Here is a 20344-nt window from a genome sequence, read left to right as displayed (position 1 = left end):
AGTGCTTATTATAATCTGCATAACTTAAATATAGTTTAGACGTACAAGGAGTCGCCTATGCAAGTACAGATCAATCCAACAGGCGCGTTAGATTTACTTTCACAATTAGAAGTTGAAGCGCTTAAACGCTCATCAACTAGCGAGCTTTATCGCTTATTCCGCAATTGTTCGCTTGCGGTTCTTAATGTCGGTAGCCATACCGATTCTAGTGTTGAAATTTACGATAAATACCAAGACTTTGATATCAACTTACTGTGCCGTGAGCGCGGTATCAAAGTAGAACTTATTAATCCCCCTGAGCATGCATTTGTCGACGGTAAAATTATTACCGGTATTAACGAACATTTACTCGCAGTTATTCGCGACATTGTGTTTATTAAAGACAAATATCAAGACGGCAAAATAAACCTTACGAGTTCATCACACATTACCCATGTTGTATTCGATATGCTGCGCAATGCTCGGGTATTAAAGCCAAGTGAAGATCCCAACATGATCGTATGTTGGGGCGGGCATTCTATTAAAGAGGTTGAATACAAGTACACCAAAGAAGTTGGGTATCAACTAGGCTTACGTAATTTAAACATATGCACTGGGTGTGGACCAGGTGCAATGAAAGGCCCAATGAAAGGCGCCACAATTGGACATGCAAAACAACGTTTTACGCAAAACCGTTACTTAGGGTTAACTGAACCAAGTATTATTGCGGCCGAGCCCCCTAACCCAATTGTTAATCAGCTGGTAATTTTACCTGATATAGAAAAGCGCCTAGAGGCATTTATTCGAACTGCGCATGGTATAATTATTTTTCCGGGCGGTGCAGGCACAGCCGAAGAATTGCTTTATTTATTGGGTATTTTGCTTCACCCTGATAACGCAAAACAAGCACTGCCGGTGGTGTTAACAGGCCCTGAATCGTCACGTGCTTATTTTGATGAGCTGGTTAACTTTGTAAAAGAGACCCTTGGCGAAGAAGCACTCTCTAAATTTAAAGTGATCATTGATGACCCTGAAGCGGTTGGTAAGTATTTTAGTCAAAATATGGCTAACGTTAGAGAGTACCGTAAAGAGCGAGGCGATGCTTACCATTATAACTGGTCTTTGAAAATTGAACCTGAATTTCAATTACCGTTCGAGCCAACACACAAGAATATGGCAAACCTTAATTTAAACTTAAACCAACCGAAAGAGCAACTGGCCGCTAATTTAAGGCGTGCATTTTCTGGCATTGTTGCCGGTAACGTTAAAGATGAAGGCATTAAAGCGATTAAGCGCCATGGTGTGTTTGCACTTTCGGGCGACAAAGAATTAATGACTCAAATGGATAAGCTGCTCGCTGCATTTGTAGCACAAGGAAGAATGAAACTACCTGGTGCGGTTTATACCCCCTGCTATCGTATAGAAACTTAATATTCTGAATAAAAACAGGTAAAATGGCGCTTCATTAGCGCCTTTTTTATGTTCATAATTAAGTTCATTTACAACGCGTATTAGTTTTTCTTAACGTTAAGGTATTCATGGCAACTCATTTACTACTTATTGATGCGCTTAATTTAATAAGGCGAATTTATGCTGTTGATAGTCAACAAGCAGGAAATGATGCAAGTTTGGCAGCCAAAAACACCTATTTTAGGGTCGTTAATGCGGCGCGAAAACTGTTAAAAAATACTAACGCAACGCATGCTATTGCCGTGTTTGATGGTGATACAAGCTGGCGCTATCACTATTACGCAGATTACAAACAATCACGAAAGCCAATGCCCAATGAGTTGGCCGACGCACTGCCTAAACTTTACCAAGCATTTTCAGAACTTGGCATAACGGTTTATGTACCTGAGCACGATGAAGCAGACGACGTAATCGCAACACTGGCAAGTAAAGCGTCTACCAATAAAGTGACGTCAACAATAGTCTCTACCGACAAAGGTTTTTTACCTTTACTTGGTGACTATATTCATGTGTATGACTACTTTAAAAGCGAATATATTTCGATTCAGTCTGTAATTGACAAATTTTCGTTAGCCCCCTCACAACTCACCGATTTTTGGGCGCTTAACGGCGATAAAACGAATGATATTCCGGGGGTAAGTGGAATAGGCAAGCAAGGCGCAGTCAATTTATTAACGCAATTCCCGTCAGTTGAAGACGCCCTTTTAGCGGCTGACTATCCAGATGAGTTAAAACGTGTTTTCAACAAGTTAAACGACAATCATGATGCCTATATTCGTGCTAAGCTATTGGTAAGTTTGCGTCAAGATATTCATCTTGGTTTCAGTTTGAAGGCACTACGTTTACCGAGTTCTTAGTATGAATAATAAAATTCTGAAATACATTGTCTTAGGGTTAGGAATTTATGCGATTGCCGCGGGCCTTATTATCAACTTTTATAAAGACGATCCACAAGGCATGTATTGGCAAGACAGGGAATCTTTCAACAAACGCTATCTTAGTAAATTAAAGGCCGACTCTCCTGTATTTTTAGACCAAGTATTCAACAATTTAGGTTCGCCTGACTTAACGTTTGCAAAGCGCAAAGGTGACGACGTATTTCAAATTATCTATTACCGCACGCAGCATGAACATTCTGATGGTATTACGACCAAAGATGAATGCACGGGGATGTTTTTCAAAAATGAACAACTCGTTGCGTGGGGTCCTGGCGCAGAAATTGCGTATGATAGAGTTAATTAACGAAGAATAAGTGAACATTTGAGTGGATTTAGCCCAGCAATTAATGGAGAGCGTGGATAGTTTAGACAAACTATTTAACGTTTATAATGACAAAACCCAATGGCGCTCAGCCTACCCATTACTTGTTGATGCCGCGACACGCATTGAAGAAACATTTCACGCTAATCAACACGTTTCGATAGCAACCCTTGCTGTTTATAACGCAAAGTACAGTTACGCAACTAATTTGATTAGTCGCCAGTGTATTTTAATTTGTATTTTTGCAAAGATAAGCGGTTTAAATCGTATCGCGTGCGTAAAATTACTGCAAAGTGCGATATCACATTGTGTATCTATATCTAACGAGCTTAATTGTGTTGCTTCAAAAACTTCGTTAAATGCAAAACAACATGAGCGCTACAAAAATCGTTATCGCTATGCCTATCAGTTTATTAAACCGCATTTAAGCAAATTACCGTTATTGCAAACGGGTCTTGTCGCTAAAATAAAACAGCAACCACACTATTCTATCGATAACCGAATTGTGCGTTTAAGTTACGTATTGGCTAAAGCGATTACCTGTGTTTATGATATGCCAGCGCGCACCTTACGTGATGCAATACACACTGTTTATTTAAAGACAACACGTACTGAAGATAAGTCACTTTTAACTCAACTTGGCCAACTATTTAATAACCCATTACCCGGAGAGACGGTTCGAAACGAAGGACTCGAATTACGTGTATTAGGACAAGTATCAAACAATAAATTGCTTTGTTACCACACCGATAGTAAGTCATTTAAAGAAGTAAAAACCAGTGCACGTGTAGTCAAGCATCGCGTTGCCGCGACGAATCAAATTGAATCGCTTATTGGTTTGTGGCAAAAATTGCCGGAGCTAGTGAAGTTCGTCAACGCACCTCATATTAATGAATACTTTACTACGCATGATTTACATGTAATTCGAAAAGCGGCGCATTTTAGTATTGGAAAATTACTTGGCGAGCTTGCAAAAAATCCAAATGCCAACAAGTTAGTGCTTAATTTAGCACAGCGATTTTCACACAATCCTATATCAGATATTAGGCACGCCATTGCACTGGTAGGCATCGAGCAACTACCTGACTTATTAGAAAATCAGCAGTTATTGCAACGTTTACGTAGTTTAGGAAAGCTCAATTGGCATTACGTTGAAAACCGTGTTTCTGTGTTGATTGCGTTTATTGAAAGCTACAAAATAATCGACCCGCATTTTCCATGTCAAAAAGTCATCAATTACGCATTAAAGTACATTGCATTTACGTTCAAACTGTTTCCGCATGGCATAGTTTTGCCGATAAACACCACTACGCCCAAACACAGCATTACAGATATTAACTCTTTAGTTAATTTCTATGCGTTACATAACCAAGAATTACCTGAGCAGGTAAAATCAAATCCATTTTTTGAAATTAGCCAAAGCGGGTATCAGTTAAGTGAAGGTACAGAGGTACACAGTGCGTGTTTTGTCCACTTAGTACTTTGTAATTTGGTTTACTTAGGCCAAACGTTAGAACAACAACCGGCGCACGTAAAGCAGCAGATGATTTATGCTCAACAACAACTTCAAATAGAAAATTTAGATAATTATTTAACCAAGTTATTAGACTTTAGTCCTGTTAACAGGGTTTTATAATTACAAATACCGTCATTTTTACGCCTTTTGTGGATTAATCTGCTAAAAATTGCTATAAATAGCCGTTGAATAATAATATGAGCAAGCATTAATAACTAACCAGTTGGCATTACGATGCTATGCTTGTTCGTGACAATCTCACGTACACAGTTACCCAACCGGGTAGCTCGATTCAGTTAAAGGAAAATTTAATGTCTAAGCAAACCATTACGGTTATTAAAGGCGATGGTATTGGTCCAAGCATCATTGATTCAGCGCTTGAGATCCTAAATGCAGTTGGTTGCGATTATGAGTATGAATTTGTTGATGCGGGTCTTGCTGCACTTGAAAAAACAGGTGAGCTTTTACCACAAGCAACCCTTGATGCAATCGAACGCAACAAAATCACTTTAAAAGGCCCACTAACAACACCTGTAGGTGAAGGTTTTACTTCAATTAACGTTACATTACGTAAAAAGTTTAACTTGTACGCTAACGTTCGCCCAGTTAAGTCATTTGAAGGTACTAAAGCGCGTTACGACGATATTGATATCATCACAATCCGTGAAAATACTCAGGGCATGTACTCTGGTCTTGGCCAAGTTGTATCTGAAGATGGTACTGAAGCAGAGGCAATGTCAAAGATCACACGTGAAGGCGCTGAAAAAATCGTTACTTTCGCTTACGAACTAGCAAAGCGTGAAGGTCGTAAAAAAGTAACTGCTGTACACAAAGCAAACATTCTGAAATCGACATCGGGCCTTTTCTTGAAAGTAGCGCGTGAAGTTGCTGAGCGTTACCCTGAAATTGAATCTGCTGAAATGATTGTTGATGCGACATGTATGAAGTTAGTAATGAACCCAGAAGAATTCGACGTGATGGTTACAACTAACCTATTCGGTGACATTCTTTCTGATTTATGTGCTGGCCTTGTTGGTGGTTTAGGTATGGCACCAGGTGCAAATATTGGTAAAGATGCTGCTATTTTTGAAGCGGTACACGGTAGTGCACCAGATATCGCTGGTAAAAACCTTGCAAACCCAACATCTGTGATTCTTGCGTCTATTCAAATGCTAGAGTATTTAGGTGAAGCAGAAAAAGCTGAGCGTATTCGTAAAGCCATTGCTCACGTAATTAAAACAGGCGACCGTACTACACGCGACTTAGGTGGTAGCCACGGAACGACTGACTTTACCCAAGCAGTTATCGAAGCATTATAATTTTTAAAAAGGTGACGTAAGTCACCTTTTTTTATCGCATTTTCTTGCCTTTTACTTTCGTCATTTTAGACTACTACTCGCTGACAATCAGTAAACGAGGACACAATGAAACTAATCAAATCAGCATTAGCTGTGGCGCTAGCTTTATCTACAAGCGCTGCCTTTGCTAATGACACACTAACACTAGAAGATTTAACAAAAATCCAATCAGTTGGCCAAACTGCAATTAGCCCCGATGGCGATGCAGTTGCATTTACCCGCTCTGTGCCACGTGAAATTTATGTAGAAAAAGATGGTTTTAACTATAGCGAACTTTATCTTACTGACGCTAAAGGTAATGAGCGCCCTTTCATTACTGGTAAAGTAAATATCTCGAGTCTCGAGTATTCTGCTGACGGTAAGTTTGTTTACTTCTTAGCAAAGTTTAAAGAAGACAAATTTAAAACCCTTTACCGCATTCCGGTAAATGGTGGTCAGTGGCAAAAAGTAATTGCCTTAAAAGGCACGTCAATTTCTTCTTATGATCTAAGCCCAGATAACCAACACGTTGCGATTATTGCAAAGCCGGCTAAACCAAAAACAGACAAAGAATTAGCAAAATTAGGCTTTAAAGCAGAAACTTATGAGCTTGGTTTAACAACTGCAGAGTTAATGGTTGTTGATTTAGCTGTTAACGAAAAGCCAATCGCCCTTGAAGGGTTAGGAATTGACCAATACGTAAGCGATGTAAACTGGTCAAGTGATGCTAAAAAGCTACTCGTTAAAACACAACCTTCGGCACTTATCGACGATAAGTACATGAAATCAACGTGGCACATCTTTGATCTTTCAAGCAAAAAAGTAGTTACTTCATTTGCAACTGAAGGCAAATTAGGTGCCGCAGAATTTTCACCAAATGGTAAGTATGTTGCAATTCTTGGTGCACAAGACAAGCACGACCCAGCAACAGGCCGGCTATACTTCGCGGATGCTGAATCGGGTAAAATTGAAAACTGGTTACCTAATTTTGAAGGCCATATCAGCGATTTCGAATGGGCAAATAAATCAAATACCCTGCACTTCGTAGCGCAAATTGATACTGAGAGCTTTATCGCAACAATTAAGCCGGGCTCAAGCAAATACAAAACCAAGCTTAAACGCGGTAAATTGATTGCTGGCCGTTTATCAATTTCAGATTCGGACAAAACAGTTGCGTTTGCAGGTCACTCACGTAAACACCCAACTGAAGCGTTTATGTTACGTGGTAAAAAAGATATTCGCGTTTCAAATTCAAACGCGTGGTTAAACGACAAGCGTCTAGCTAAACAAAAAACTATCTCGTTCAAAGCAGAAGATGGTACACGTTTAGATGGCGTACTTGTTTATCCGTTAGATTACCAAGAAGGAACTCGTTATCCGCTAATTATGTCGGTTCACGGTGGCCCTGAAAGTCACGACAAAGATGGATGGGTAACAAACTACTCTCGTCCTGGTCAAGTAGCTGCTGCACGTGGTTACGCAGTACTTTACCCTAACTACCGCGGTTCAACAGGTAAAGGTGTTGACTACTCTAAACTTGGTCAAAATGACTATGCAGGCGAAGAGTTCAACGATCTTGTTCGTTTTAAGCAACACCTTGTTGATAAAGGCTTAGTTGATACTAAACGCGTTGGTATTACCGGTGGTTCATACGGTGGTTATGCATCAGCATGGGCTGCTACAAAACTCACTGAACATTTCGCAACATCGGTAATGTTTGTTGGTGTAACTAACCAATTATCAAAATTTGGTACTACCGACATTTCTAACGAAATGCACCTAGTACACGCGCGTTCTTACCCTTGGGACAAATGGCAATGGTATTTAGAGCGTTCACCTATTTATTGGGCTGCTCAATCTAAAACACCGTTACTGATTATGCACGGTAAAGACGATCCTCGTGTTCACCCAGCACAATCAATGGAACTTTACCGTTATATGAAAGTACAAGGTAAAGACGTGCGCTTAATTTACTACCCAGGCGAAGGCCACGGTAACAAGCGTATGGCTGCTAAATATGATTACAGCCTACGTTTAATGCGTTGGATGGATAACTACTTGTTAAATGGTAAAACTGGAATGCCAGACTACAAGATTGACCACGCAGCAAATTTAAAAGCGAAAAAAGAAGAAAATAAATAATTATTTTCCTATTTGAATAAAGGCCCTATTTGGGCCTTTTTTTATGAGCAAAACACCGAAATAAATTAACGTAATCATTCAGCAATAACAAGTTATTGTATACACTTTAAAAAGATTGCATTTTCAATTCACCAGCAATGAAAGATAACTACAAAAATCACATTTTTAATTTTAATACCGATAATAATGAATTATTTATGTCAATTGAAGAATTCACCGTTGACAACAGTTAACAAAAATAATACAAATACGTTAATCAATTTTTAGAGCAAATTTAAATGACATTATTTCTTCTACTAACAGTCTTCGTCCTGGTCTTAATTAAGTCGCCAGCGGGGAGCTATTAGTTAATTTTGTCATACTGAATTTAATAAGCCCCCGCAACTAGCGGGGGTTTTTTTTATCTACTGCACAGAGGAATGAGGATGGACAGTAATAAAATGTCGGGTGCCGAGCTTGTTGTTAAAGCGTTAAAAGCACTTAAGGTTAAATATATTTTTGGGTATCCCGGTGGTAGCGTATTAGATATTTACGATGCCCTATTTGCCGAGAACGAACTTGATCATATTTTAGTTCGTCACGAGCAAGCTGCCACACATATGGCCGATGGTTTTGCGCGAGCAACAGGTGAAGTCGGCGTTGTACTCGCCACATCGGGACCTGGTGCAACTAATTGCGTTACTGGCATTGCAACTGCTTACATGGATTCAATTCCAATGGTGGTATTATCTGGCCAAGTACCAACCAGTTTAATTGGTGATGACGCCTTTCAAGAAACCGATATAGTCGGTTGTTCACGTCCAATCGTAAAACATAGCTTTAACTGTCGTGATACAGAAAAGATCCCAGAAACCCTAGCAAAAGCGTTTTATCTTGCTGCGTCAGGTCGACCTGGTCCCGTTGTTGTGGAACTGCCAAAAGATATATTGAATCCGGCACTTGCATTTGATTACATTATGCCAGATGACATATCGATGCGTTCTTACAGCCCCAATACCAAAGGTCATCCAAAGCAAATCAAAAAAGCAGCATCAGCTATTTTAAATGCTAAACGCCTTGTTATTTATTCTGGTGGCGGCGTTGTATTATCTGACACATCCGAGCAATTAACAGAGCTAGTTGAAAGCTTGAATGCACCTTGTACTAACACCCTAATGGGATTAGGTGGTATTTCAGGCACGCATCCTAACTTTATAGGTATGCTTGGCATGCACGGTAATTTAGAAGCAAACAAAGCAATGGCAAATGCCGATGTTATTCTTGCTTTGGGTGCACGCTTTGATGATCGCGTGACAAATAATGTTAAAAAGTTTTGCCCCAACGCAACGATTGTTCAAGTTGATGTTGACCCGACCTCTATCTCTAAAACCATTCACTGTCATATACCGGTTGTTGGCGATCTTGCGACTGTATTTGCACAACTGCAAAGTGCAATTAATAAAAGCGACGTTCAAATTGACCGCGCTGCGCAAGAAGATTGGTGGCGACAAATTAATAATTGGCGCGAACAGCGTTGCTTAAGTTTTGAAGCTGACTCTAAGAAAATTAAACCACAAGCAGCAATTAAAGCGCTCTACGAAGTAACCAAGGGTGACGCGTATATTAGTTCAGATGTGGGCCAGCACCAAATGTTCGCCGCGCAACACTATCCTTTTGCAAAACCACGCCAGTGGATTAACTCTGGTGGCCTAGGCACTATGGGCTTTGGTTTCCCTGCGGCCATGGGTGTAAAACTCGCTTTTCCTGAAAAAGAATCAGTGTGTGTTACTGGTGATGGGTCTATTCAAATGAATATTCAAGAATTATCAACCTGTATGCAATATGGCTTGCCCGTAAAAATTGTGTCTTTAAATAACCGTTCACTTGGCATGGTACGCCAATGGCAAGACATGATTTATTCAGGTCGTCATTCGTGTTCTTACATGGAATCCCTGCCTGATTTTGTAAAACTCGCAGAGAGCTATGGTCATATTGGTATACGCATTGACCACCCGAGCGAGCTTAATGAAAAGTTAAAAGAAGCATTTTCCCATAAAGACAAACTGGTATTTATCGACATCAACGTAGATGAAAATGAACACGTGTATCCAATGCAAATTCGTCATGGGTCAGTTGATGAGATGTGGCTGAAAAAAGGAGTAAAAGCATAATGCGTCATATTTTAAGCATTCTTTTAGAAAATGAACCAGGCGCCCTATCACGTATTGTCGGTTTGTTTTCGCAGCGCGCCTACAACATTGACAGCTTAACTGTGGGTCCAACTGATGATGATTCATTATCACGCATCACAATTACCACCACAGGTAATGACCGAATTCTTGAGCAAATCACTAAACAAGTTAATAAATTAGTTGATGTACATAAAGTGATAGACCTGAGCGATGCCAGCCATATTGAACGTGAGTTATTATTAGTTAAAGTAATGGCTCATGAAGAGAAAACACGTGCGGCCGTAACCCGCGTGGTTGATATTTTCGGTGCATCTATTTTAGATATGGGTAAAACAACCTACACACTGCAGTTAGTTGGCGCAGTTGATAAGCTCGCATCCTTTATCGATACCTTAAAAAATGAAACAGAAGTAATTGAGGTGGTGCGCTCTGGTGCGGTTGGTTTAAGTCGCGGCGACAAAGCGTTAAGACCAAAGTAGTCATAAAGCGTTTTTAGACAACTACACCTAATGCTAACGAGGTTGGATTAGCCAATGTAAATAACGATGTTGGAGGTTCAGCCTTGTTAGCATGTATCTTATCCAACACCCGTTTTACAGAATAAGTACCAAATGGGTTTAAGCCACAGAGTTGAATAAAAAACAATAAAAAAGGAGCTGAATGCTCCTTTTTAAAGTTATTGGGATGATAACTTTTACAAATTAGTTAACGCTGTCTTTAAGACCTTTACCTGCTTTGAAAGTAGGGATGTTAGCTGCAGCAATTTGAATTTCTTCACCAGTTTGTGGGTTACGGCCAGTGCGCGCAGCACGTGCTTTAACAGAGAAAGTACCGAAACCAACTAGTGCTACAGAGTTACCGTCTTTTAATGATGTAGACACTGCACCAGTGAATGCGTCTAATGCGCGAGCTGCTGCTGCTTTAGAAATTTCTGCGTCCGCAGCGATTTTTTCAACTAATTGTGCTTTGTTCATTATAGATTCCTATCTTTATTATTTTGCCTTTGCAGACCCTATAGTTATGCATTTTTTCTGGCTTGGCAATACGTATTTGTCATTTTTTAAGCAAAATCACCAAAAAAATTGATTTTAAGTTAGTAATTTAATGATCTTGTCGCTTAAACGGCCTGCTGCTTAGACTTTACGAGTAATTGTGTTGCGATAAAACAAAGCCATAGGCTTACAACCGGCGAAAGTAATAGGCTTAGAAGGTCTGCATAGTTTGCTAAAAAGTAACTTAAATCCATTTTTATCATCCCAGATATTGAGTATTTATTACTTAGTCGCATCGAGATCAAAAAAGGTTGAAAAAATAATTACATTTTTTAAAAATTGAGGTTACTCAAGTAAATTTGTTCACTTTATGTATCGTTATACAATAAAAAACCCGCTAGCCCAGCGGGTTTTTGCTTTTCATAAACTCATAAATACTCGGGATATAAACTTAAAATCATCGTTTTGGCTTTAAGTTAGAATCATCATGCCAAAATTAAACTGAACATTAAGTGAACCAAGTAAAACACGCTAGAATCCGTTTTGCCTGAGTGTTAAATTGTAAAAAACATAAAAACGATATCGCTATGGATTTCAAACAAAAAATAAATGCAAAACGACCGTTCAATCAAACGAACAATACAAAAACCGCACTTGAGAGCGATCGTGGACGCATTATAAATAGCGCAGGACTGCGGCGATTACAGCAAAAAACACAAGTATTCCCCCTTGAACGCAATGCTGCCGTTCGTTCGCGTCTAACCCACTCTCTCGAAGTGCAACAAAATGGCCGGTTTATTGTACATACCATATTTAATACACTGAGCGAAGCCCAGCTAACCCAATATGGGTTGAAGCCTCTTGAACGTGAGTTAGAAAGTTTAGTTGAAATGGCGTGCTTGATGCACGATATCGGTAATCCAGCGTTTGGTCATTTTGGTGAAGCCGCGATAAATGCTTGGTTTAGCAAATACTTAAAATCTCATCCGCTTTCGAAAGACGCTTTTGCTAAAAATATGGGTGAAGATCACCCTCTTTCACCTACGCAAGCGATTCTACACGAAATTTGTCATTACGAAGGTAATGCGCAAGCGATACGAAATGTTCACAGCTTATTTGCGCTAAACCTAACCTATTGTCAAACAGCCAGTATCTTAAAATATACTCGCTGCGGCACATTACCCAAACAGCAAGTGCCAGCAAATAGACAGTATTTAATGAAAAAAGTTGGCTATTACTTCAGTGAAAGTGAATTTATAGAAACCTTATGTAATGAACTTGGCATGAAGTTAGGCCATCGCCATCCTGCCAGTTACATTATGGAAGCAGCTGACGATATTGCTTATTGTCTAGCCGACATAGAGGATGCAGTAGAAAAAGGATTAATCTCCATCCCTTTCTTAATAGACGTATTAGACCGAGAGTACCGCAATGTACTATCACAGTTTAATATTAATGAAGATGAACTTAACTCATTTATGCAGCGTAAATGCGAACATGCTTACGATTACGCACAAAAACACGATTACAATATTGAAAACAATTTCTTCATTCGTCTGCGCGTTAACTTGCTCCACCCGTTAGTAAAACACAGTGCAATTCGATTTTGCGATAATATTGAAGAAATTTTCCATGGTAGCTTTAATGCCTCTCTCATTGAAGATAATAGCTATCAACATGCGATTACGAAAGCGCTTAAGTCAGTAGCGTTTAAATATGTATTTTGTCATCACGAAGTGCAGCAGCTTGAATTACAAGGACACAAGATTATTACTACGTTGCTTAACGAATATGCGTGTTTGCTCGACTATTCCCAGAACGACTTTAATAAACTACTCGCTGGTGAATTTAATTTCTCGGTTGAATCGCGCTTACTTAACCGAATTTCATCGAAATATCTGGCCGTATATAAAAAATCCATAGATGCAATGGATGCTTTGAAACAAAACAACCCAATCTACGAGTTTTATTATCGTGCGCGTTTAATACAAGATTTTATCGGCAATATGACTGATCAATTTGCCTATGATACGTACCGAAAACTGATGGTAATTGAGTAGATTTAAACTTAAATTGCGTTGCAAAATGCGAAAACCTCATAAATCAGCCTTAGTATTCAATAAAAATCAATGAATTAACTAAGGCACGTTCATTGCTCAGATAAAGAAAACGATTATATGAGTACCTGATATGGCGCAATTTAGTCTTAACGTAGCAAAATCTATTGGAAACGAAATTGGCGAGTGGTTTCAAGCAAACATCACCGACTTTAACACTAGCCTTGCCTCAACCTGTCACTCTACACATCTGTTCGATATTTATATTTGGGGTGATATTGCCTATCGAAATCAAGACAGGCAAATAACCGCTGATCTACTGAATGGACTAAAAAAGTGTTATACCGGTCGCTCTTGGCTCCTAATTAATAAAGAAACCCGCATTGTTTACGCCGCCAGTGACGAATTTGGTACGTTTCCGCTACTGGTATATCAGCATCAACAACATACCATTATTGCAAGCTCGCGAACTGCCCTAATCAATTGCTTAGAAGATAACGTTGAATTTAATAAGACAGCCTTACGTAACGTGCTTGCACTGGGGCAGGTTTTTAACAGCGATTGTATAATTAAGCACACCCAACATTTTACAGGTGAATCTCTGATTAAGGTTAACCTTAACAACCACACGCTTGAAAGACAAAAAATACAGGCGCAATATGTTAAATGTTTGAACAAAACCACCAAATATAGCCACGCAAAAGATGCGTTTATTGAAGCAGTAAGAAATTGCTTCAAAAACGATAGTAATCCATTAGTATCTTTGTCAGGCGGTCTGGATTCACGCGCTATATTATCTGCGTGTGAGGTTTTGAACTTGAAACCCGAAGGACTGTGTTATGGCGAAGTTAATAGTACGGATGTTCAGTATGCGATTAAGCTTGCTAATGCATGTAATTTGAAACTGTTCCATTCAAAAAATTCAACAACCCATTTTGATAGACAAACGATAAAAAGAATTACGCAAGCAAGCATTGGCGAAGTCCCGTTTCACCATGCGCATGCATTAATCGACAAGCAACTATTAGATCAAACCCAAGGTCGAACAATTATAACCGGTACGGGCGCAGAAACGTATCGTGCGTTTTATTACGACCGAGGCATGCCAGGTTTTCGTTTCTTCGGTCAGAACTCACTTAACAAATATACAGTGCCCCGCATCACGCGTTACATCAGTGAAGAATTAACAAAACAAACGTGGCCAATTGCTCAACTGCTTTTAAAAGACAGTGTCAGTATTGAAAAAACGGTTAATAATTTTATCAAAGAGCACATCTGCGAGTATGTCGATGCGGCGAAGCAAGCAGATCAGTTTTACTTGAAAGCCCGTTGCCAACGAATGGTTGTCGCTGGGCAGCAATTACTCGACAGTTACTATAATCGCACGCACCCATTTTTAAATGATGAGGTCGTGTGTACGATGTTGAATCTACCTGCCAAGTACAAATTACACAGTGCTTTTCATCGCAAACTGATATCTGATTTATCGCCGAAACTTGCTGCACTACCATGGGACAAAACCAATAAACCTTTAAACCGCGGTTTAACACTTGGACAAAAATACCCAGGCTTAGTCAGCCGTCTAGGTTTGAACGGGCATTTTGGTAAGCAATCTAAACCTATGTATCAATATGATTATTCGGAAGTTAGTCAAAGCGTATTATTAGCAACCGTTGATTTACTTGGACTTGATGATAAAGACAAGGCTGTGCTAATTTCACAGATAAGGCAATATAAGCTTGAGAACTATATAATCGGTTTTGGTTTGGTTTGGCTTAATTGCGTCGACAAAGCGCAAATATTGAAAGCAAGTTAGATGCTACACTTTTTCACAAATTGACAAGCTTATGACAAACTTTGGCCCAAGCTTACTGATATATTATCGCTCGACTGTTTACCACCCCGACCAAAGGTAAATAATTAAACCCTAAAGGCCCAGCTTATAAAGATTCCGAATTACTCAAAGATTGGGCCTTTTTTTGAGATCTACCTCTCCTTTAGCAAGTAATAACAACGCGCATACCTTTGCTCTGTAAAATGTAAATGTTTAACGCATTAGCATCGTTTAGAACGTTTACCCTTAATTAGTATGATGTGTTCTTTAAGCTCAGCTAAACAAAAGCGCGATAAATGGCAAATCACTTAGCATGTGTAACGCTCGGCTGTCATAGTTAGGTAACTTATAATATTCAAAAAAGGTTTGAGATTGCTTACGGTTAAATAAAACACCTTTGCAAATCTCACAATGTGTAAGTGTTAATTCATCCAAGTTTTTATCGACAAGTGTATTTGAACATTGCGGGCAAGCGTGTTTACTTGCTGTACCTTTAGTTGTGTTTAAATGCGTTGAAAAAGCGCTAAAGTTAAATCTTCCCTTACCATCAAGTGCAGCATAGTACTTTTCAGGTAACCATGAATAACCGCATTTACAACCAAAGCCTATTTCCCCATAGCCTTTCCACACCTGAAAATCACATTCTTTACACACACAACGCATTTTTTACTCCTACTCTTTTGGTTTAGAAGCGTATTAGAACCTCAATAAAGCCGGTTAGTTTATGTGTTAAAGGGTGTATTTCAGTGTTGATAGGCCATATGGGGTGTACATATGTGTTGTGATAAGTCCGCTTTTATAAAGCAAAGCCCTACAGATAAATTTATGGGTTCTCAGCAATTTTTGAGCGTACTTTAAGAACTCAAAGCCGTATAAGAAAATTAACTATAAACTGAGCATCAAGCCCAAGTGTCAATATGCTCCTCATCATCTTCATTTGTATGGTTTTCTTTTGTCGTATCTTCTTTTTGTTTTTTAAGTTCGGACAGAGTCGCTTCATTCTTTTTAAGGCGCACTTTTGTGGTCTTATTATCGCTCACACCAACGACATATAAGGTAGATTTATCCACTGGGTGTACAGTGTTAATACGCGGCAAAAATGGGATTAAAATATCCATACATTACTCCTAGAACTTACCTATATATCGGCTAGGTTACAGTTTGCTTTAATATTAACGGTTTAAGCAATTTAAGTTGATGCCATGAGGTTCCAGTAACAAAGCTTCTTTTTCAAAATCGGCTTGTAATAGAGGTTGTTCTTGCCACCAATTTTGCTCAAATATTACATCTATCGAGTTCTCTAAAAACCTGATGTCGTCAATTTTAACAAAGTCACATTGACGCTTTTGTGTAAACAACAGTGCTAATCTAAAGATAGAAATCGCCTGCATAAATTCTTTAAAATCTGTGTTTGATTCAAGTTGTTCAGACTCAAATTTTAATTTCTTTCGATGATTCCGTACTAATAAGGTTAACAAATGCTGTTCTTCTTGGCTAAAACCAGGCAGTAAACTATTCGCGATTATGTAAGCAGAATGCTTACGAATATTTGAAGAACTTATGCTTAACCCTACTTCATATACATCTGCCGCAAAAAAAACAATTTGCTGAAGTTGTGTGCTTACATTCCAGCCTTTGTTTGCATGTTCAAACAACCAAGTAAGCATGGTTTTAACACGAGTTGATTGATTTTTATCACAATCAAAACGCTGTGCGAAATTGTCTATACTTTGCTGCTTTAAGTTATGATTATCGCGGCTATCAATTAACTCATGTAGCACGCCCTCGCGTAGCGAAAAATCACAATACGATAACGACTTTATATTGAGTAACTCGAAGCACGCAATCGCAATCGCGACAGCCGAACTAATGATCCCCTTACGCTCATCACTCAATCCTGGCAACTCGATATGTTCAGTATCACCAAACGAAATCAATTTGTGTTTGATTACGTTTAAGTCAAACCAAGTGATTTGATTATGCTCTGAGTCATTAATGAGAGTGTGCTGCACAATACTCAAAATTGCTTTAAAGCTACCTGATGTACCAATAGCACACTGCCAATTGGTATTTTGATAGGCATTAAGAATAGGCTCTATTTCTTGGCTTGCAGCAACAATGGCACGATTAAAACTATCATGTGAAATGGTATTATCTGCAAAAAACATTTGTTGGAATGTGACACACCCCATACTTCGGCTAGCAAGCTGATGCGTATTTTCCCCTTTGCCAACAATAAACTCGGTACTGCCACCGCCAATATCTATCACCAGTCTAGTATCGTTATCAAAACGATAATTAGCAACGCCTTGGTAAATTAACCGTGCTTCTTCCAATCCAGAAATTACATCAATATTAAATGGAATGATTTTTTTCGCACGTTGGATAAAGTGATATTTATTTTTTGCTTTTCGTACCGTGTATGTGGCTACGATTTTTACGTGATTTGCGTTAAACCCTTGCAGCGTTGTTGCAAACTCTTTTAGTGCTGTTTCCGCTCTGACTATCGCGTCATCGCTTAAATTGCCGGTTGTGTCTAACCCTTCGGCTAAATGAACTTTTAGTTTTTCTTTGTGTAAGATTTCTAAACGGCCGCTTATTTGCCTTGCAACAATCAACTGGAAACTATTTGAACCAATATCTAACGCAGCAATTGTTGCAGTGCTTTTCATTAAGAGTTTTCTCGCTTTTTCAGGTAATCATAAATTGCAATTTGTGAGCGAAGCTTCATTTTATTGCCTCTACGAACGTAATGGTTGCGTTGGCTTGAGTCGATTAACCGCGCTTTAGCACGGTCTTTCAATTGCAATTCAAGAATATCAATTATTATTTGTTTTAACGCATTATCGTAAATTGGTGTCGCCACTTCAACTCGATGATCGAGGTTTCGCGTCATCCAATCTGCCGACGAAATATAAACCTTTTCGTCACCCGAATTATGAAAAACCATAACTCGAGGATGCTCTAAAAATCGGTCGATGATACTGATAATACGAATATTTTCTGAAATCCCCTTAATATTGGGAATTAAACTACACATGCCGCGAACAATAATACGAATTTGCACCCCAAAGGTCGACGCCTCGTAAAGCTTATCAACCAAGCCTGTATCAACTAAGTTATTGACCTTAAGCGTAATTGCAGCTGGTTGCTTTAACTTTGCTTGACTAATTTCGCTATCAATCAATTGATAGATTTTTTCACGCGCATTTACCGGTGAAACCATTAAATGTTCAAAGTTAAACGACTTGTAACTGTATTCAATAAAACGGAAAACATCGGTTGCTTCGCGAGTTAGGTCAGGATGTTTAGTAAACAAGCTAAAGTCAGTATAAATATTTGCGGTTTTTTCATGAAAATTACCGGTACCTATGTGTGCATACTTTTCAATCACACCTTTTTCTTTACGGTACACCAAACATAATTTTGAATGTACTTTTAAACTTGGAATACCAAATATTACTTTTACGCCGGCTTCTTTTAACAAGCGGGACCATTCAATATTATTTTCTTCGTCGAAGCGCGCTTTTAGCTCCACCATCACAGTGACTTTTTTACCATTCCTCGCAGCATTAAGTAACGCACTGATCACTCGTGAGTGCTTTGCAACTCGGTAAATGTTAATCTTAATTTGCGTCACTTTTGGGTCGTAACTTGCTTGCCTTAAAAATTCCGTGAGGTGATTAAAAGTATGATACGGATAATAAAGTAAAATATCACCAAGACTAATCGCCTTAAAAACATTATCTTGCTGGCTAAATTCTTTATTTTTTAATGCCGGTAATGGACGGTTTTCAAGGTATTTACGCCCAACATTAGGAAAACCGATAAAGTCCTTAAAATTACGATATCGTGCCGAACCAATAGTCGAGTCATACTGTTTAACCCCCAATTTTTTACACAAAATTCGTAGCATTGCTTCGGGCATATCATCGTCATAGACCAAGCGCGTAGGCTCAGAGTTTAAGCGCTGTTTTAACCCTTTAGACATTTTATCCAGTAAACCTTCGTCTACTTCATCATCAAGGTTATACTCGGCATCGCGTGTTAGCTTGAACGCGTGACCTGAGATTTCATCAAACTTATAAAGCCCGGTAAAAATATCGCGCAAAAAGTACTTTATTAGGTCATCTATTACAACAATGTGCTTATCTTTTTTGTTACGTTTGCTAGGTAAAATGACAAAGCGATTAATAGTTTGTGGCACTTCAAGTGCTGCATATTGCTCTCGTTCACCGTTAAGCGAAACCAATATATAAACACACGAATCATTTAGGTGAATTTTCTTCTCCGGGGCGTCACTCACTTTAATCGGCGTCATGTGATCGAGCACATTATTTATAAAATACTCGCTTAACCATGCACGCGCTGCTTCATCTAGCTGTTCTGGCTTTGAGATGTAAATATTATAACGCGCTAAATCAACTAAAATTTGTTGGTAAATATCGTCAAACTTCTCGTTGAGCTTGAGTACTTTATGTTGAATTTCGGCAAGTAACTGAATGTGCGTGGAAGGAAGCTTTTTAACTTCATCGAGTAAAATTCTGCGTTTAACATCGGCAACACGCACTTTAAAAAACTCATCAAGATTATTAGAAAATATGCCTAAAAAGCGAATTCGCTCAATAATCGGGTTAGTTTGATCTTTTGCTTCTTGTAACACGCGTTCGTTGAAAGACAACCAACTTAATTCTTTTTCAAAATATAACGGCGTTGCCGAGATATTAGATTCCATTTCCATGTAAAACTAATTTATGCAATTAACTTACAGATTAGTTTATGTATTTTTTATTGCACAATTATTACGTGTTAACAGTAACTTAAAAAACGCGCCAAATGAGTCCAATAAAATCCATTTATAATGGCATGGGTTTACATAAACTCTTTTTGTCATTTGCACAGCGCGCGCACTTTTTACAGACAAAGCGAGGGGTATTAACTAACGCCGCTAGCTTTTCTAGCTTTTGCTCAATTTCTTTGCGCTTCCATTCACACAAAATTTTACTCACATCTAACCTCAATTAACCAATATAACGCTGTTGTTTAAACGGCTATTTACTACCAGATCAAACAAACTAAGTCCAAATTGCGCTTTACGCTAAGCCCTAGTAATAAATTAAACGCTATTTTATTAAATAAGCGTAATTTGACCTAATACTTTTATTTTAATTAGGGATTTTCTGTTACATTTAAAATGTTCATATAACCTTAATCATCTTGCAACTTTAATGTATGAGCTATTGAGTACATTAAAATTGCAGTGCTGAAAATTTTCCACCTTGATAAGCTGCTTTCTTAATCAAATCTGATACTAATTATTCGACTACTTTTGTTGCCAGATTAAACACAAGCCACCAAACAAGACAAAACACCCACTTGACCAATTTAATCATCAAAACACCCTGAAAATGACAGTTTAACTTGTATATACAGGCCTATACAAGCTAATTTTAAAACATCATCGAGCAAGGTTAAGCGATTGTTTTTATTGTTATGTTGTTTTTTGAAATATAGTATTCACAATTTAGATGCTTTTTTTTATTGCAAAGCATTAAAATTAATGTTTTCCTATAAACACAAAAGCCA

15 protein-coding genes are annotated in these 20344 nt (G+C 38.6%); 10 read left to right on the top strand and 5 right to left on the bottom strand.

Translation table 11 applies throughout. The features are described 5' to 3' along the window. Nucleotides 1-57: 57 nt before the first annotated feature. From ppnN to ilvN, 8 genes are all read left to right on the top strand, one after another. A complete protein-coding gene (ppnN, locus tag L1068_RS07255; RefSeq protein ID WP_237129686.1) occupies nucleotides 58-1410 on the top strand; it encodes a nucleotide 5'-monophosphate nucleosidase PpnN in 1353 nt (450 codons plus the stop codon). 107 nt (nucleotides 1411-1517) lie between these two features. Next, nucleotides 1518-2306, top strand: a complete 789-nt coding sequence (xni, locus tag L1068_RS07250; RefSeq protein ID WP_054978827.1) for a flap endonuclease Xni — start codon at nucleotides 1518-1520, stop codon at nucleotides 2304-2306. Between the two features lies 1 nt (nucleotide 2307). Next, nucleotides 2308-2691, top strand: a complete 384-nt coding sequence (locus L1068_RS07245) for a DUF3192 domain-containing protein (RefSeq protein ID WP_010559153.1) — start codon at nucleotides 2308-2310, stop codon at nucleotides 2689-2691. A 22-nt stretch (nucleotides 2692-2713) separates the two neighbouring features. Continuing rightward, nucleotides 2714-4345 (top strand): hypothetical protein, encoded by a 1632-nt coding sequence (locus tag L1068_RS07240; RefSeq protein ID WP_237129685.1) that lies wholly within the window; start codon nucleotides 2714-2716, stop codon nucleotides 4343-4345. A 191-nt stretch (nucleotides 4346-4536) separates the two neighbouring features. Beyond that, entirely contained in the window at nucleotides 4537-5544 is a 1008-nt protein-coding gene (locus L1068_RS07235; protein WP_010559151.1) for an isocitrate dehydrogenase, read from the top strand. A gap of 105 nt (nucleotides 5545-5649) precedes the next feature. Continuing rightward, the gene (locus L1068_RS07230; RefSeq protein WP_237129684.1) at nucleotides 5650-7704 is read left to right on the top strand and encodes a S9 family peptidase; all 2055 of its coding nucleotides are present in this window, start codon (nucleotides 5650-5652) and stop codon (nucleotides 7702-7704) included. Between the two features lie 425 nt (nucleotides 7705-8129). Then, nucleotides 8130-9854, top strand: coding sequence for an acetolactate synthase 3 large subunit (locus L1068_RS07225; protein ID WP_237129683.1), 1725 nt, complete (start codon nucleotides 8130-8132; stop codon nucleotides 9852-9854). After that, nucleotides 9854-10354 carry an acetolactate synthase small subunit gene (ilvN, locus tag L1068_RS07220; protein ID WP_010559148.1) on the top strand — a complete coding sequence of 167 codons (501 nt, stop codon included), beginning with the start codon at nucleotides 9854-9856 and terminating at the stop codon, nucleotides 10352-10354. Before L1068_RS07225 ends, ilvN begins: the two co-directional genes overlap by 1 nt. Before the next feature lie 222 nt (nucleotides 10355-10576). On the opposite strand, the gene L1068_RS07215 is transcribed toward ilvN, so the two are convergent. After that, entirely contained in the window at nucleotides 10577-10849 is a 273-nt protein-coding gene (locus L1068_RS07215; protein ID WP_010559147.1) for an HU family DNA-binding protein, read from the bottom strand. A gap of 605 nt (nucleotides 10850-11454) precedes the next feature. Here L1068_RS07215 and dgt point away from each other — a divergent pair. Together dgt and L1068_RS07205 are read left to right on the top strand one after the other, a co-directional pair. Further along, nucleotides 11455-12927 carry a dGTPase gene (dgt, locus tag L1068_RS07210; protein ID WP_237129682.1) on the top strand — a complete coding sequence of 491 codons (1473 nt, stop codon included), beginning with the start codon at nucleotides 11455-11457 and terminating at the stop codon, nucleotides 12925-12927. Nucleotides 12928-13057: 130 nt separating this feature from the next. Then, nucleotides 13058-14740, top strand: coding sequence for a hypothetical protein (locus L1068_RS07205; RefSeq protein WP_237129681.1), 1683 nt, complete (start codon nucleotides 13058-13060; stop codon nucleotides 14738-14740). A 291-nt stretch (nucleotides 14741-15031) separates the two neighbouring features. Here the strand turns inward: L1068_RS07205 and L1068_RS07200 are convergent, their stop codons facing one another. The 4 genes from L1068_RS07200 to ppk1 all read right to left on the bottom strand — a co-directional run bounded on the left by L1068_RS07200 (nucleotide 15032) and on the right by ppk1 (nucleotide 19499). Beyond that, nucleotides 15032-15421, bottom strand: coding sequence for a zf-TFIIB domain-containing protein (locus tag L1068_RS07200; protein ID WP_237129680.1), 390 nt, complete (start codon nucleotides 15419-15421; stop codon nucleotides 15032-15034). A gap of 236 nt (nucleotides 15422-15657) precedes the next feature. After that, nucleotides 15658-15876, bottom strand: a complete 219-nt coding sequence (locus L1068_RS07195; protein WP_237129679.1) for a hypothetical protein — start codon at nucleotides 15874-15876, stop codon at nucleotides 15658-15660. A gap of 54 nt (nucleotides 15877-15930) precedes the next feature. Beyond that, nucleotides 15931-17430: a Ppx/GppA phosphatase family protein gene (locus L1068_RS07190; RefSeq protein WP_237129678.1), complete on the bottom strand. Its 1500-nt coding sequence runs from the start codon at nucleotides 17428-17430 to the stop codon at nucleotides 15931-15933. Beyond that, the gene (ppk1, locus tag L1068_RS07185; RefSeq protein WP_237129677.1) at nucleotides 17430-19499 is read right to left on the bottom strand and encodes a polyphosphate kinase 1; all 2070 of its coding nucleotides are present in this window, start codon (nucleotides 19497-19499) and stop codon (nucleotides 17430-17432) included. Before ppk1 ends, L1068_RS07190 begins: the two co-directional genes overlap by 1 nt. Between the last annotated feature and the right edge of the window lie 845 nt (nucleotides 19500-20344).

This window comes from Pseudoalteromonas sp. MMG024, assembly GCF_021654175.1.
Taxonomy (GTDB): domain Bacteria; phylum Pseudomonadota; class Gammaproteobacteria; order Enterobacterales; family Alteromonadaceae; genus Pseudoalteromonas.
This window is presented reverse-complemented; position numbering and strand designations above follow the sequence as displayed.

Coding starts and splice junctions, on each gene's coding strand:
- L1068_RS07225 (WP_237129683.1), top strand. CDS start 8,130: ATGGACAGTAATAAAATGTCGGGTGCCGAGCTTGTTGTTAAAGCGTTA.
- ppnN (WP_237129686.1), top strand. CDS start 58: ATGCAAGTACAGATCAATCCAACAGGCGCGTTAGATTTACTTTCACAA.
- L1068_RS07205 (WP_237129681.1), top strand. CDS start 13,058: ATGGCGCAATTTAGTCTTAACGTAGCAAAATCTATTGGAAACGAAATT.
- L1068_RS07215 (WP_010559147.1), bottom strand. CDS start 10,849: ATGAACAAAGCACAATTAGTTGAAAAAATCGCTGCGGACGCAGAAATT.
- L1068_RS07195 (WP_237129679.1), bottom strand. CDS start 15,876: ATGGATATTTTAATCCCATTTTTGCCGCGTATTAACACTGTACACCCA.
- L1068_RS07245 (WP_010559153.1), top strand. CDS start 2,308: ATGAATAATAAAATTCTGAAATACATTGTCTTAGGGTTAGGAATTTAT.
- L1068_RS07235 (WP_010559151.1), top strand. CDS start 4,537: ATGTCTAAGCAAACCATTACGGTTATTAAAGGCGATGGTATTGGTCCA.
- L1068_RS07190 (WP_237129678.1), bottom strand. CDS start 17,430: ATGAAAAGCACTGCAACAATTGCTGCGTTAGATATTGGTTCAAATAGT.
- dgt (WP_237129682.1), top strand. CDS start 11,455: ATGGATTTCAAACAAAAAATAAATGCAAAACGACCGTTCAATCAAACG.
- ilvN (WP_010559148.1), top strand. CDS start 9,854: ATGCGTCATATTTTAAGCATTCTTTTAGAAAATGAACCAGGCGCCCTA.
- L1068_RS07200 (WP_237129680.1), bottom strand. CDS start 15,421: ATGCGTTGTGTGTGTAAAGAATGTGATTTTCAGGTGTGGAAAGGCTAT.
- ppk1 (WP_237129677.1), bottom strand. CDS start 19,499: ATGGAAATGGAATCTAATATCTCGGCAACGCCGTTATATTTTGAAAAA.
- xni (WP_054978827.1), top strand. CDS start 1,518: ATGGCAACTCATTTACTACTTATTGATGCGCTTAATTTAATAAGGCGA.
- L1068_RS07230 (WP_237129684.1), top strand. CDS start 5,650: ATGAAACTAATCAAATCAGCATTAGCTGTGGCGCTAGCTTTATCTACA.